The organism is Nocardia sp. FDAARGOS_372 (assembly GCF_002554515.1).
In the GTDB taxonomy this organism is placed as follows: domain Bacteria; phylum Actinomycetota; class Actinomycetes; order Mycobacteriales; family Mycobacteriaceae; genus Nocardia; species Nocardia farcinica.
This window is the reverse complement of record NZ_PDDW01000001.1, coordinates 5,700,173-5,713,908: the sequence shown is the minus strand read 5'-3', so window position 1 is coordinate 5,713,908 and position 13,736 is coordinate 5,700,173. Positions and strand designations below refer to the sequence as shown.

The following is a 13,736-nucleotide window of genomic DNA, read 5'->3' as shown; positions in this document are numbered from 1 at the left end:
TCAGTCGATGCGGCGGCGGTGTGCCCAACGGGTCAGCGCGTTGCGATTGGACTGCTGGGTCTTGCGCAGCACATTGGAGGCGTGCGTCTCGACGGTCTTCACCGAGATGAACAGGGTCTCGGCGATCTCGCGATAGGTGTAGCCGCGGGCCAGCAGGCGCAGCACCTCGAGTTCGCGCGGGGTGAGCGAATCCAGTTCCGGGTCGAGCGGCGGCTCGGGCACCGGCGAGCGGCCGGTGAACGAATCGAGCACGAAACCGGCCAGTCGCGGGCTGAACACCGCGTCGCCGCCGGCCACCCGGCGGATGCCGTCGGCCAGTTCGGCGCCGGAGATCGTCTTGGTGACGTAGCCGCGCGCGCCGGCCCGGATCACCGCGATGACGTCCTCGGCGGCATCGGAGACGCTCAGCGCCAGGCACACCGGCCCGTCCTCGATACCGGAGAGCACCGCGACACCGCCGCCGTCGGGCATGTGCACGTCCAACAGCACCACGTCGGGCTCGGTCGCCTTGATCCCGGCGATCGCCTCGGCGACACCGCCCGCCTCGCCGACCACCTCCAGATCGGCCTCCCTGCTCAGCTCCGCCCGTACCCCCGAGCGGAACACCGCGTGATCGTCGACGAGAAAGACCCGCACGGTCACCTACATCTCCTCACCTGTCGGCGGCCCGAGCCCACGCGCCGACCGCACCTCCATCGGTATCACACCACCACTGTCCCGCCCGCGCGCCGCGTCAGTCGGCCCGGCCCGCGGGCTCGCGCGTCCGCTCGGTCGCGTCCTCGTCCGGCTCCCCCGCGCAGTCCAGCCCGGCGGCGTCGCTGCGCGGCATGTGGATCCGCACCTCGGTGCCCCGGCCGGGCGTGGACAGGATCTCGACCCGGCCGCCGCGCCGCTCGATCCGCCCGCGGATCGATTTGGCCAGGCCCTGCCGGTCCTGCGGCACGGCCGCCGGATCGAATCCGGCGCCGCGGTCGCGTACGAACACGCTCACCTGATGCGGTTCCACCTCGGCGAACAGGTCGACGGTCGGCACCCCGGCGTGCTTGGCGGCGTTCACCATCGCCTCGCGGGCCGCGCCGAGCAGGGCGGTGAAATGCTCCTTGGGCAGGCCGAAACCGGAATCGTCGACGTCCATCGTCACATCGCCCACGGTCACCGGGGTGACCTTCACGCCGTGCTGGTCCTCCACCTCACCGGCGATGGTGCGCAGCGCGGCGGCCAGGCTGGAATGCGCGGGACCGGAGTCGTCGAAGAGCCAGCGGCGCAGTTCACGTTCCTGGCTGCGGGCCAGGCGCATCACCTCGTGCGGATCGTCGGCCTGGCGCTGGATCAGCGCGAGCGTCTGCAACACCGAGTCGTGCAGGTGCGAGGCGATCTCCTCGCGCTCCTCGTTGCGGATGCGGGCGGCGCGTTCGGCGTTCAGCGCGCCCATCATGCGCAGCCACAGCGGCACGGTCAGCAGACCGGCGCCCGCCAGCGTCACCACCACCGCGATCAGCGCCGAGCCGAGCGAACCGAGGTCGATCCTGGCCAGCACCAGCACGCCGAGCCCGAGCACCACCAGGGTCGCGCCGGTGACGATGCGGGCCCAGGTCACCACCGACGGCCGCGCGGGCAGCCCGAGCAGCGACCGCGGCCCGTCGGTGTCGTATTCGCGCCACACCAGCGCCGCGCCGACCGCGACCACCACGATCGGCACGATCACCTTCGCCGCCACGGTCGCGTTCATCGCCCAGGAGACCGCGATCGCCAGCCCGAGCCCGAGCATCGCCAGGCCGATCGCCTGCCGCCGCTCGGTGCCCGACGGCTCGGCGGTGTCGACGCCGCCCGGGGTGAACACCCACAGCATGCCGTAGGCGATGATGCCCGCCCCGGCCAGCGCGGACAGCAGCACGAAAGCCATCCGCACCTTGAACACGTCGAGACCGAGATGATCGGCCAGACCACCGGCGACACCGCCGACGATCCGCCCGCCGGACCGGCGCACCAGCCGCAACCGGGGCGTCTGCCCGAGCGCCAGCACCGGGGCGGGCCCGAACCCGCGGGGCATCCCCGCTCCGGACGGATCGGGGCCGCCGGCGGGATGGCCGGGCGCGGCGCCTGCCCCCCACGCGGAGCCTGCGCCCCGGGCAGCGTCGAACGCGGGGCCGGTCGGGTACATGCCTTCGATACTGGCACGCCACCCCGACCACCGGCATCGGGATTCTCCCTGATCTTCACCCCCACCCACCGCATCCGCGCAGGTCCGCCGCCCGCGACCGCGCCGTGTGCCGACAGGCGGCGCGGTCCGGGAGTTCCGTGGATTTTCAGGGTTACCCCCGATGCGGTGGCGGTCGTGCGCGCTCACCATGGAGAACATGACGAGAACGACCTTCGGCGATCAGCTTCAGCAGATGTGGCAGACGCGGCCGGTACGGCTGCCGCGGCAAGGGCCGATCGCGGGCGTCGCCGCGGGTTTCGGCCAGCGCTACAACGTCGACCCGGTGCTGATCCGGGTCGCGTTCGTGGTGTCGAGCATGTTCGGCGGCGCGGGCATCGTGCTCTACCTGTTCGCCTGGCTGATGCTCAGCGAAGCGGGCGAGCGGTCCTCCCCGGCCGAATCGCTGTTCGGCAAGGGGCACAGCTCGCAGTCCCAGACCAAGACGGTCGTGCTCATCGTGGCGCTGGCCATCGCGGTCACCACCGTCGGACCGATCGGCGTCGGGCTGGCCGGTTCCGGAATGATCAGCCTCGCCTTGATGCTGGCCGGCTGGTGGATGCTGTTCATGCGCTGCCCGCAACCACCGCCGGGCACCAGTCTCTGGGACGCGGGCTACCCCGGCGGCACCGCGACCGGCTATCCGGGTACCGCCTTCCCGACCGGCCCGATGCGCACCACCGGCGGCTTCCCGATGGCGCAGGCGACGCACACCACACCGATGTACACGCCCTACACCAAGCTGCCGGACGCCTACATCCCCGACGACCGGGCCGACGCGCCGACCGTCGAACTGCACAAGCGACCGGAACCGGCCGCCACGACCGACGCGGCACCAGCGGCATCGGATCGTCCCGCACCCACCGACACGGCCCGCCCGACCGCCGACGACACGGTCGCCGCCGAATCCGGCGCATCGGCGCCGCCCGAGCAGACCACCGCCGACCCCGCCGAGCCCGGCCCGGCGGCCGGATCCGACTCGGCCGAGACGGCCCGCGACGGCGCCACCGTGGCGGCCACCTCCGCGGACGCCCCGTCGCCCGCCGGGACAGCCGGCTCCCGCCCCACGCCGAGCACCCTGGCGGCGGCCCCGCCCCCGGTGCTCGCCGGACCGGTCCCCCCGTCCTGGGATCCGCTCGGCGTCGCCCCGCTGGCCTGGGATCTTCCCGAACCCACCCCGGCGCGCCCCGTGGTCGCGCCCCCGCCGAAACGGCCCCGCTCCCGGCTCACCCCGGTGGTGCTCGGCCTGGCCATCATGGCTGCCGCGGGCGCCGGCGCGCTGGCCGCGGCGGGCGTCGAGTGGATGACACCCGGCCGCATCGGCGCGGTGGCCCTGGCCGTGATCGGTCTCGGGCTGGTGCTGGGCGCGTTCCTGCGGCGCGGCTACGGCCTGCTCGTGGTGACCGCCCCGCTCGCCGGGTTCGTGCTGCTGGCCTCGCTGATCGGCCCGATCGAATTCGACCGCGGCGCGATGGGCGAACACGTCTGGGCGCCGCCGACCGCGGCGGAGTTGCGGTCGGACTACCGGGTGACGATGGGGTCGGGCACGCTGGACCTGCGCTCGATCGAACTCACCGAGAACCGCACGGTGAACCTCGACGTGCAGATGGGTGAGGCGCGCATCCTCGTGCCCGCCGGGATGACGGTGCACACCGACTGCTCGGTGCGGATGGGTGAGAACCTCTGCCCCGAGGGCATCACCGGCCCGAACACCCCGGGTGCGCCGGTGCTCGACCTGAACGTGGACGTGCGGATGGGCAGCGTGGAGGTGCAGCGTGGCTGAGCGCAAGGAAACCGAGCGCGTGGGCAACGGCGGCCCGTCCGCCTCCCTGCTGATCATGGGGCTGCTGGCCCTGGCCGTCAGCGTGTGGGGTTTCGTCGGCCCCGCGGCCACCGCCGGTGGCGCCGTCTCCCTGGGCTGGATCCTGGTGATCGGCGCGATCGTCGTCGGCCTGCTGCTGGTGATCTCCCCGCGCCGCCGATGACCGGCACCGGCCCCACCGAGGGGAGCACCGCGACCCCGCCCGCCCAGGCCGACCGCGATCCAGGCACTCCGCTGGCCCGGCTGGTCCGCGGCGGGAGCCGGGGAATTCCCGGCCTGCGCCTGGGCCACCTGGTCTACGGCCACCACGGCAGAACCGTGCGCGACTGACCCGCGAACGACGAACGGCCCGCACCGGAGCGGTGCGGGCCGTTCACTGCCTCGGGATCACTCCCACTCGATGGTCCCCGGCGGCTTGCTCGTCACATCCAGCACCACGCGGTTGACCTCGGCGACCTCGTTGGTGATCCGGGTCGAGATCCGCTCGAGCACCTCGTAGGGCAGCCGGGTCCAATCCGCGGTCATCGCGTCCTCGCTGGACACCGGACGCAGCACGATCGGATGACCGTAGGTGCGGCCGTCGCCCTGCACCCCGACACTGCGCACGTCGGCCAGCAACACCACCGGGCACTGCCAGATCTGCCGGTCCAGCCCGGCCGCGGTCAGCTCCTCGCGGGCGATCGCGTCGGCCTGCCGCAGCGTCGCCAGCCGGTCCGCGGTGACCTCGCCGATGATGCGGATCGCCAGCCCCGGCCCGGGGAACGGCTGCCTGGCCACGATCTCCTCGGGCAGGCCGAGCTCGCGGCCCACCGCGCGCACCTCGTCCTTGAACAGCAACCGCAGCGGCTCGACCAGCTCGAACTCCAGGTCCTCCGGCAGTCCGCCGACATTGTGGTGGGACTTGATGTTCGCGGTGCCGGTGCCGCCGCCGGACTCCACCACATCCGGGTAGAGCGTGCCCTGCACCAGGAATTCCACCTCGGGCTGCTTGCCCTCGGCCGCGCCCTGCTCGTCGACGATCTGGCGCACCGCGTCCTCGAAGGACCGGATGAACTCCCGGCCGATGATCTTGCGCTTCTCCTCGGGATCGGTCACGCCCTTCAGCTCACCGAGGAACTTGTCCACCGCGTCGACGGTCACCAGCTTGGCACCGGTGGACGCGACGAAATCCTGCTGCACCTGCTCGCGCTCGCCCGCGCGCAGCAGCCCGTGATCGACGAACACGCAGGTCAGCCGGTCGCCGATGGCGCGCTGCACCAGGGCCGCCGCCACCGCGCTGTCCACGCCGCCGGACAGGCCGCAGATCGCGTGGCCGTCGCCGACCTGCGCGCGCACCTGCTCCACCAGCACATCGGCGATGTTCGACGGTGTCCAGCTCGCCGGGATACCGGCCAGCTCGTGCAGGAACCGGCTCAGCACCTGCTGGCCGTGCGGGGAATGCAGCACCTCGGGGTGGTACTGCACACCGGCCAGCCGCCGCGCGCGGTCCTCGAACGCCGCGACCGGCGCACCCGCCGTGGTGCCGGTCACCTCGAAGCCCTCCGGCGCGTCGGTCACCGCGTCACCGTGGCTCATCCACACCGGCTGAATCGTGGGCAGGCCGCCGTGCAGCACGCCACCGTCGATGTTGAGTTCGGTGCGGCCGTATTCGCGGGTGCCGGTGTGGGCCACCGTGCCGCCGAGCGCCTGCGCCATCGCCTGGAAGCCGTAGCAGATGCCGAAGACCGGCAGGTTCAGATCGAACAGCCGCGGATCCAGCTGCGGCGCGCCCTCGGCGTACACGCTGGACGGGCCACCGGACAGGATCACCGCGAGCGGCTTCTTCGCCGCGATCTCCTCCACCGTGGCGGTATGGGGAACCACCTCGGAGTAGACGCTCGCCTCGCGGACCCGGCGAGCGATCAGCTGGGCGTATTGGGCACCGAAGTCGACGACGAGGACCGGTCTCTGGGTTTCTGCCACCGGCCCAGTCTAGTGAGCGGACCCGCGCCCGGAACGCACGGGCATGCCCGGTGCGCGCCAGGTCACGCCCGCACGCTCAAGCCGACCTTCTGGAACTCCTTCAGATCCGAGTAACCCGCCTTCGCCATCGAGCGCCGCAGCCCGCCGACCAGGTTCAGCGAACCGAACGGATCGTCGGACGGGCCGAAGAGCACCCGCTCCAGTGGCGGCCGCGCGGCCTCGTCCGCCTCGTCCTCGGCACCGAGATCCCAGCCGTCACCCACCTGCAACAGCGAACCGCGCGGCACCGAGGGATGCGCGGCCGCCGACGGCCAGTACCAGCCGCGGCCGGGCGCCTCGGCCGCCACCGCCAGCGGCACCCCCAGCATCGCCGCGTCCGCACCGCAGGCGATCGCCTTCGCCAGCTGACCCGACGTCGCGATGTCGCCGTCGGCGATGACATGCACGTAACGACCGCCCGTCTCGTCCAGGTAGTCCCGCCGCGCCGCCGCCGCGTCCGCGATCGCCGTCGCCATCGGCACCCCGATACCGAGCACCTCACCCGTCGTCGTCGCGCCCGGGTACGAGCCGTAGCCCACGATCACGCCCGCCGCACCGGTGCGCATCAGGTGCAGGGCGGTGCGGTGATCGCTCACCCCGCCCGCCACCACCGGCACATCCAGCTCGGCGATGAAGGTCTTCAGGTTCAGCGGCTCACCGTCGCCCACATGCTCGGCCGAGATGATCGTGCCGTGCACCACCAGCAGATCGATGCCCGCCTGCAACAGCGCGGGCGTCAGTGTCCGAGCGTTCTGCGGGCTCACCCGCACCGCCACCGTCACCCCGGCCGCGCGCACCTCGGCGACGGCCGCCGCCAGCAGATCCGGCTGCATCGGCGCGGCGTGCAACTGCTGCAGCAACGCCACCGCCCGGTCGAACCTACCCTGCGCCGCCAGCTCGGTCAGCTGCTCGATCTTGGTCTCGACATCGGCGTGCCTGGCCCACAGGCCCTCGCCGTTGATCACCCCGAGCCCACCGAGACGACCCAGCTCCACCGCCGACCGCGGCGAAACCAGCGCATCGGTCGGATGCGCCACCAGCGGGATCTCGAAGCGGTACGCGTCCAGCTGCCATGCCAACGACACCTGCTTCGACGAGCGGGTACGCCGCGACGGAACGATGTCGACATCGTCCAGCTCGTAGGTACGCCGGGCGGTCCGGCCCATGCCGATCTCGACCATGTCGCGCACGTGAGTTGTCCTTTCGGTGTTGGATTTGCCGCTCCTTCGTCGCGGCGGGTTCGCGGCCCCCTGGTGTCTCGCGGTCGAGTCGCCGATGCTTGCTCCTTCGTCGCTTGCGCATCGGCCACTCGACCGCGAGACGGGCCGCGAACGGGGCTCGTCCCTCATGGTGATCCGGGCGGGTGAGCGTGTTGTTTGCTGCTCGGGGGTCGGCTCGAGACTATCGCCTGCGGTGAGCGGGGGGTCGCGCCGCTCCGGGTACGGCTCGGTGGGGTGGGCCGGACAGCAGTGACGGCCGGGACCGCTGGGGTGCCCGGCCGTCTGGGGCGCTCGTCAGGAACGGCCCGTGTAGTTGGGGGCCTCCACGGTCATGGTGATGTCGTGCGGGTGGCTCTCCTTCAGGCCCGCCGCGGTGATCTGCACGAACTGGGCCTCCTGCAGGTCCGCGATGGACTGGGAGCCGGTGTAGCCCATGGCGGCGCGCAGGCCGCCGACGAGCTGGTGGATCACCTGGTTCACCGGCCCGCGGAACGGGACCCGGCCCTCGATGCCCTCGGGGACCAGCTTGTCCTCGGCGAGCACGTCGTCCTGGAAGTAGCGGTCCTTGGAGAACGACTTGGCCTGGCCACGGCCCTGCATCGCGCCCAGCGAACCCATGCCGCGGTAGCTCTTGAACTGCTTGCCGCCCACCAGGATCAACTCGCCCGGCGACTCGGCCGTACCCGCCAGCAGCGAACCCAGCATCACGGTGGACGCGCCCGCCGCGATGGCCTTGGCGATGTCGCCGGAGAACTGGATGCCACCGTCGGCGATCACCGGCACACCGGCGGGCTTGCAGGCCGCGACGGCCTCCAGGATGGCGGTGATCTGCGGCGCGCCCACGCCCGCGACGACGCGGGTGGTGCAGATCGAGCCGGGGCCGACGCCCACCTTCACCGCGTCCGCGCCCGCTTCCACGAGCGCGGCCGCGCCGGCGCGGGTGGCGATGTTGCCGCCGACGACCTGGATGCGGTCACCGACCTCGGCCTTCACCTTGGCCACCATCTGCAGCACCTGGGACTGGTGCCCGTGCGCGGTGTCGACCACCAGCACGTCCACCCCGGCATCGGCCAGCGTCATCGCTCGCGACCAGGCGTCTTCACCGACACCGACCGCCGCGCCGACCAGCAGGCGGCCGTCGCGGTCCTTGGTGGCGTTCGGGTACTGATCGGTCTTGACGAAGTCCTTCACGGTGATGAGACCGCGCAGCCTGCCGTTGCCGTCCACGATCGGCAGCTTCTCCACCTTGTGGCGGCGCAGCAGCCCCAGCGCGGCCTCCGCGGTGACACCCTCCTGGGCGGTGATCAGCGGCGCCTTGGTCATCACGTCGGCGACCCGGCGGTTCTGGTCCACCTCGAACCGCATGTCACGGTTGGTGATGATGCCCACGAGGGCGCCCGTCTCGTCCACCACGGGCAGGCCCGAGATACGGAAGCGGGCACACATGGCGTCGACCTCGGCGAGGGTGTCGGTGGGACGACAGGTCACCGGATCGGTCACCATGCCCGCCTCGGAGCGCTTCACGGTCTCCACCTGGGCGGCCTGGTCGGCGGCCGACAGGTTGCGGTGCAGCACACCCATGCCGCCCGCACGCGCCATCGCGATGGCCATCCTGGCCTCGGTGACGGTATCCATGGCCGAACTCACCAGCGGGGTGCGCAACCGGATCTCCCGGGTGAGCCGGCTGGAGGTCTCGACCGAACTGGGAATCAGATCCGATGCGGCAGGCAGCAACAGCACGTCGTCGAACGTGAGGCCGAGCATGGCGATCTTGTTCGGATCGTCGCCACCCGTAGGGGGGCGGACTGTGTTTCGTTCGCCCGTTACGGGATTACTCATTCGGATCGACCCCTCCTGGACGTCGAAAGCGAGAGACGCCGACCGGCGTCGCGCACAACTGATGGGATGGACGGTGGCGGCGAGATCAGCGTGTCGGGTACTGTCCGGCGCCTGCCCACCATGGTATCTGTCGCGCAAACAGGCCGGGGAACCGATCCCGCCGTCGAAAACTGGCACCCGGCAGCGCTGGCGCAGACCGCCCTGTTCTGCGTACCGTGGGTGTGTGCGTGACCATCTACCACCTGGCTTGCCGCCGGATCCATTCGCCGGAGATCCCTCCGACCCGTCCGCCGCGCTCGATGCCATCGAGCCCGGTGAACCGCTGGATCCCCACGAGCGCCTTGCGGTCGAGGAGGATCTCGCCGATCTCGCCGTGTACGAAGCTCTCCTGGCCCACCGCGGCATCCGCGGACTCGTGGTCAGCTGCGAGGACTGTAGACAGGATCACTACCACGACTGGGACATGCTCCGGGCCAACCTCCTGCAACTGCTGGTCGACGGCACGGTGCGCCCCCATGAGCCCGCCTACGATCCCACTCCCGAGGCGTACGTCACCTGGGACTACTGCCGCGGCTACGCGGACGCCTCGATGAACGAGGCGTTCCACGGCGACGGTTTCGACGGGTTCGACAGCTGAATCCCCGGCCCCGTCGATCGGCGGGGTCACCCCGTGCCCGACAGCACAGGCCCGCGAAAACACGAAAGCCGATCGCCGTCGGGCGATCGGTCTCTGTGCAACTCGTTTCCGACAACGCGCCGCTGAATCGAAGTCTCCGCGATCCGCTGCGCGGGAACCGCTAGCTCGACGGCGCCGGCAGCACACCCGGAGGCAACAGCCCCGGCGGAATCTGGATTCCGCCCGGGCCCATCGTCGGCGCGCCGGTGTCGGGAACGCCCGGCGAGCCGGTGTTCCCGGTCGGCACGACCGTCGGCGGGATCTGGGTGGGCCCGCCGGTCGCGGGCGGCTCGGTGGTGGGCTGCGGCTGGGTCGGCGTCACCGGGGGTTCCTCGGTGGTCGGCTCGACCGGCTCGGTGGGCTGCGTCGGCTGGGTGGGCTGCGTGGGCTCGGTGGTTCCGCCCGGCAGCATGGTCACCGTGCTGCCGTCCCCGGGCGAAGGCCTGGTCGGTAGCACCGTGCCGGTGGGTCCGGGCTCCGGCCGCTGCGGCTGGCTCGGTTGCACCGTCTGCTCCAGCTGGGTGGCCAGCTCCGGGGAGATGCTGCGCAGCTGGGCGAACAGGCGCTGCCATTCGTTCTGCAGATCCTGCTTCTTGGCGCCGTCGCTGATCTGGTCGACATTGCCCTGCGCCCGCTCGAGCAGCGCCACGGCCTGCGTCGTGTTGCCCTGCGCCAGCGCCTGTTTCGCCTGATCGAGCTCGGTGTCCGCGCGCTGCACCACGGTGGTCTGGGCCTGCTCGCTGAACACAACTTCCTTGACCCGCCACAGCGGATCGCCCGGCTCGGCGCCGTAGGAGAACGCCGTGGTACCGCCGATGATCAACGCGAGGGCGGCGGCCGCCCCCGTGATCGGGTAGAGGAGTCGCAGCTTCCCACGCGCCTGGGCACCGACACGGACCTTGCGCGCACCGATCTCCTGGTTGACGGCGGCGACCACCGTGTCCAGGTCGGGAGCGCTCGGCAGCGGCGCAGCGATCAGCTCCGCACGCCAGTCCGCGAGCAGCGCGGCGAGCTGGAACTCCTCCGCACTGTCGGTCTGCACCGGGCCATCGCTGGCGATGGCGTCGATGAGCGCATCGTCGCGGCGCACCGCGGCGATGTCCACCGGTCCGGTGTCTCCAGCCCCCCCGGCGTAGGGACCGCTGTTCCGCGATCCGCGCCGCGCCTTCCAGTCGCCCCGACCGCGCTCGCCATCCCTAGCCATACATTTCACCTGCCCTCGCCACTTGTGACTTCAGTTTCGCGAGCGCCCTGTGCTGGGCCACTCGTATAGCGCCCGCCGTACTGCCCACGGCGGCCGCGGTTTCCTCCGCTGACAAACCCATGACCAAACGCAGGACCAGGATCTCTCGATGCTTCTCAGGAAGCGTCGCGAGCAAGCGGTTCATCTGCCTGCTCGTTTCTGACTCGAGAGCTCGCTGCTCCGGCCCTTGGTCGGTGGATATGACATCTGGTACTTCGGCCATTGCCTCCGCCTTGTTACGGGCGGCGTTGCGATGGGCGTCGGCGACCTTGTGCGAAGCGATTCCGTATACGAAGGCCATGAAGGGCCTGCCCTGATCCTGATAGCGGGGCAAGGCGGTCATCACGGCCAGACATACCTCCTGCGCAACGTCATCCGCGGAGAGCTGACCGCGCTCCGCCGCGCCGATACGCGCGCGGCAATAACGGACAACGAGCGGGCGGACAAGCTCCAGTACCTGAGCTAAAGCTGTCCTGTCGCCCTGCGCAGCGGCAGCGACGGCGAGGTCCAACTCTTCGCCCGTGTGCGTCATCGTCAGAGATATTCCTGGCGTTACAAGTGGCACGGGCCCGATGACCTGTGCTTCCACCGAAGTGGCGGAACGGAACCAACAATAGCGACCGGCGCGAGCGCATCGGTCAACATGGTCACTTGTCGCTACAACCTACGGGGCCGTAGAAGTGACTTTCAGCACGTCTGGGCCGGTCGGAAGCGGCCTCCGCGGCGGGCGATCTCGGCGGCGCAGGTCGCGGCCTCCGCCGCGGCGGCCGCGCGCGCGTGCTCGGAATCACCGACGCCGGCGAGCAACATCGCCGCCGCCCACCGCAGCGGCAGCAGTTCGTGCGCGCGCGCCTCGGCGGCCACGGCGGTGGCGCGGGCGGCGGAATCGGCCCGATCGCTGGCCGCCGCGGCGGTGGCGGCGACGAGCAGACGCGATTTCACCCGGTGCCGCACCGACGACCAGTCCTGCGCCAGCCGCAGCCCCGCCTCCGCGTGCGGCCGGGCCCTCGCGGCGTCCCCCGCGGCCAGCGCCGTCTCGGCGGCGACCCAGTGCAGGCGGATGCGGACGCGGGTCCGGTCGGTGATGTCGGCGGTGCCCGCGGTGGTGGCGGTATCGGCGTCGGTGTCGAGCAGCGCGGCGGTCCGGTCGAGGAGGCGTCGGGCCAAATCGAGCCGCCCCACGCCGAGCGCGTCGGCGGCCAGCCCGGTCAGCGCGTCACAGGCGGCGTCCACGCCGTCCGGCAGGCCGGGCGCCGCCGGGTGCCGGGCGCGTGCGAGGTGCGGGACCACCGCGGCGGCGGCCCGGCCGTCGAACTCCGCGGCGGCCGCGTGCCAACCGAGCTGGCGCAGCAGCGATCCGGTCGTGCTGTCGACCAGTGCGCGCAGCACCGGATCGGGGCCGGTCCGGCGCACGCGGGCCAGTTCGGTCCGCGCGGCGGCGTAGTGACCACGACCACCGAGCGCGACCGCCCGCAACCATCCGGCACCGGGTCCGGGCGGGGTCGGCAACCCGGCGGCGTCCGTGCGGTCACCGGCGCCGAACGCGGCATCGACGAGGATTTCGAAGCGAGGATCCGCGAGCGGAGCGGGCACGAACACGGACGGCAGCCTAACCCGGCGCCGCGGTGCGCGGGCTCCCCGGCAATGCCCGGGCCTTTCCGGCAACCTTTCAGCTTTCTGGTACGGACCCCATGTTTCCATCGGGTAAAACTCGTATGCGAGTCCGAGCATGAACGGCGTCGCGAATTCACATGCGTTTCTCGCAATTAACCTGAGCGCCCCGATTCCGCCATCTCGAATCGTCGTACGCGCCGCACCGCCGGTGGCCCGGGTCACGTCCGCTACCGCACCGCGAGACCGGCCAGCAACTCGTGAGCCGACCTAAAAAGTGCCTATGACCTGGACGGATACCCCACCGGCGGGCCCTGCGGGCAGTCAGCCGCCAACCGGCCAACCGTCCAGTACTACCGGAGCACACGTAAAAAGTAAACAGCTGGAAGGTTAAATCTCGCCTTCGCGGATTTGGAAAACCGGTGCGTCGAACTATTGACGGAATTTCCCGGCTGGCCCTAACGTAGCTCATCGCCACGGACCGCGCCGCGCGAAATTGCAGCGATCCCCCAGGGCGAGACCTGCCGAAGCAGCCGATCGCGCCGTGGCCCATGACTGTGCAGAGACGAAACTGCTCGACAACGCTGACGAGCTCGCATCACGAGGAGTTCACCATGCCCATGCCGACCCACCTCCCCGGACCGAACGCCGACGTCTGGGACTGGCAGATGCGCGGTTCCTGCCGAGGCGTGGACTCGGCGGTGTTCTTCCACCCCGACGGCGAGCGCGGCCGCGCCCGCACCGCGCGCGAGATGCGCGCCAAGGAGATCTGCCGTACCTGCCCGGTACTCGTGCAGTGCCGCAGCCACGCACTGAAGGTGAGCGAGCCCTACGGCATCTGGGGTGGCATGTCCGAGACCGAACGCGAGATGCACGCCCGGCGCAACCGGCGCCGCATGGCGGTGTAGTCGCGCCGACCCATCCGGCCCCCGCAGGGCACCGAATCCCTTGCAGATGCCCGGGCCGACACGCCCACGGTGGACCTGTCCGGTCCGCCGCAGGCCCTGTCGGCCCGGGCAGTTTTGCGACAACTATCGGTGGTTCGCGGGTCGTCGGGCAGCATTGCGCGCGGCGTGTCGCGAATTGCCGCAAAGTAGCTGGGGCGCTTGGCGTTTGCCGGGGCACCC

Annotated in this window: 13 protein-coding genes; 5 read left to right on the top strand and 8 right to left on the bottom strand. The window is 71.2% G+C overall.

The genetic code is table 11. From position 1 onward, the window contains the following. Together CRM89_RS26565 and CRM89_RS26560 are read right to left on the bottom strand one after the other, a co-directional pair. Complete coding sequence (locus tag CRM89_RS26565; protein ID WP_011207433.1) at positions 1-636, bottom strand: response regulator transcription factor; 636 nt, start codon at positions 634-636, stop codon at positions 1-3. Positions 637-733: 97 nt separating this feature from the next. Further along, the gene (locus CRM89_RS26560) at positions 734-2,050 is read right to left on the bottom strand and encodes an ATP-binding protein (protein ID WP_070108878.1); all 1,317 of its coding nucleotides are present in this window, start codon (positions 2,048-2,050) and stop codon (positions 734-736) included. 298 nt (positions 2,051-2,348) lie between these two features. On the opposite strand from CRM89_RS26560, the gene CRM89_RS26555 reads away from it, so the two are divergent. The 3 genes from CRM89_RS26555 to CRM89_RS31170 are packed head-to-tail and all read left to right on the top strand — an operon-like array spanning position 2,349 to position 4,349. Further along, on the top strand, positions 2,349-3,980 hold the full coding sequence (locus CRM89_RS26555; RefSeq protein ID WP_228792514.1) for a PspC domain-containing protein: 1,632 nt from the start codon (positions 2,349-2,351) through the stop codon (positions 3,978-3,980). After that, positions 3,973-4,182 (top strand): hypothetical protein, encoded by a 210-nt coding sequence (locus CRM89_RS26550; protein WP_011207429.1) that lies wholly within the window; start codon positions 3,973-3,975, stop codon positions 4,180-4,182. The genes CRM89_RS26555 and CRM89_RS26550 overlap by 8 nt, the downstream gene beginning before the upstream one ends. Beyond that, on the top strand, positions 4,179-4,349 hold the full coding sequence (locus CRM89_RS31170) for a hypothetical protein (RefSeq protein WP_170986864.1): 171 nt from the start codon (positions 4,179-4,181) through the stop codon (positions 4,347-4,349). Before CRM89_RS26550 ends, CRM89_RS31170 begins: the two co-directional genes overlap by 4 nt. Positions 4,350-4,406: 57 nt before the next feature. On the opposite strand, the gene guaA is transcribed toward CRM89_RS31170, so the two are convergent. The 3 genes from guaA to guaB form a co-directional block, all read right to left on the bottom strand. Further along, positions 4,407-5,981: a glutamine-hydrolyzing GMP synthase gene (gene guaA / locus CRM89_RS26545; protein ID WP_098086583.1), complete on the bottom strand. Its 1,575-nt coding sequence runs from the start codon at positions 5,979-5,981 to the stop codon at positions 4,407-4,409. Positions 5,982-6,043: 62 nt separating this feature from the next. Further along, the gene (locus CRM89_RS26540; protein WP_041559858.1) at positions 6,044-7,210 is read right to left on the bottom strand and encodes a GuaB3 family IMP dehydrogenase-related protein; all 1,167 of its coding nucleotides are present in this window, start codon (positions 7,208-7,210) and stop codon (positions 6,044-6,046) included. 324 nt (positions 7,211-7,534) lie between these two features. Further along, a complete protein-coding gene (guaB, locus tag CRM89_RS26535; protein ID WP_081433147.1) occupies positions 7,535-9,079 on the bottom strand; it encodes an IMP dehydrogenase in 1,545 nt (514 codons plus the stop codon). 223 nt (positions 9,080-9,302) lie between these two features. Between guaB and CRM89_RS26530 the strand changes: the two genes are divergently transcribed. Then, complete coding sequence (locus CRM89_RS26530) at positions 9,303-9,716, top strand: DUF5319 domain-containing protein (RefSeq protein ID WP_011207424.1); 414 nt, start codon at positions 9,303-9,305, stop codon at positions 9,714-9,716. 160 nt (positions 9,717-9,876) lie between these two features. On the opposite strand, the gene CRM89_RS26525 is transcribed toward CRM89_RS26530, so the two are convergent. From CRM89_RS26525 to CRM89_RS26515, 3 genes are all read right to left on the bottom strand, one after another. Then, entirely contained in the window at positions 9,877-10,860 is a 984-nt protein-coding gene (locus CRM89_RS26525) for an anti-sigma-D factor RsdA (RefSeq protein ID WP_229434887.1), read from the bottom strand. 91 nt (positions 10,861-10,951) lie between these two features. Then, a complete protein-coding gene (locus CRM89_RS26520; protein ID WP_041559856.1) occupies positions 10,952-11,530 on the bottom strand; it encodes a sigma-70 family RNA polymerase sigma factor in 579 nt (192 codons plus the stop codon). Between the two features lie 155 nt (positions 11,531-11,685). Then, complete coding sequence (locus tag CRM89_RS26515; RefSeq protein WP_098086581.1) at positions 11,686-12,597, bottom strand: hypothetical protein; 912 nt, start codon at positions 12,595-12,597, stop codon at positions 11,686-11,688. Between the two features lie 626 nt (positions 12,598-13,223). Between CRM89_RS26515 and CRM89_RS26510 the strand changes: the two genes are divergently transcribed. Continuing rightward, positions 13,224-13,517, top strand: coding sequence for a WhiB family transcriptional regulator (locus CRM89_RS26510; RefSeq protein WP_041559855.1), 294 nt, complete (start codon positions 13,224-13,226; stop codon positions 13,515-13,517). Positions 13,518-13,736: the final 219 nt, after the last annotated feature.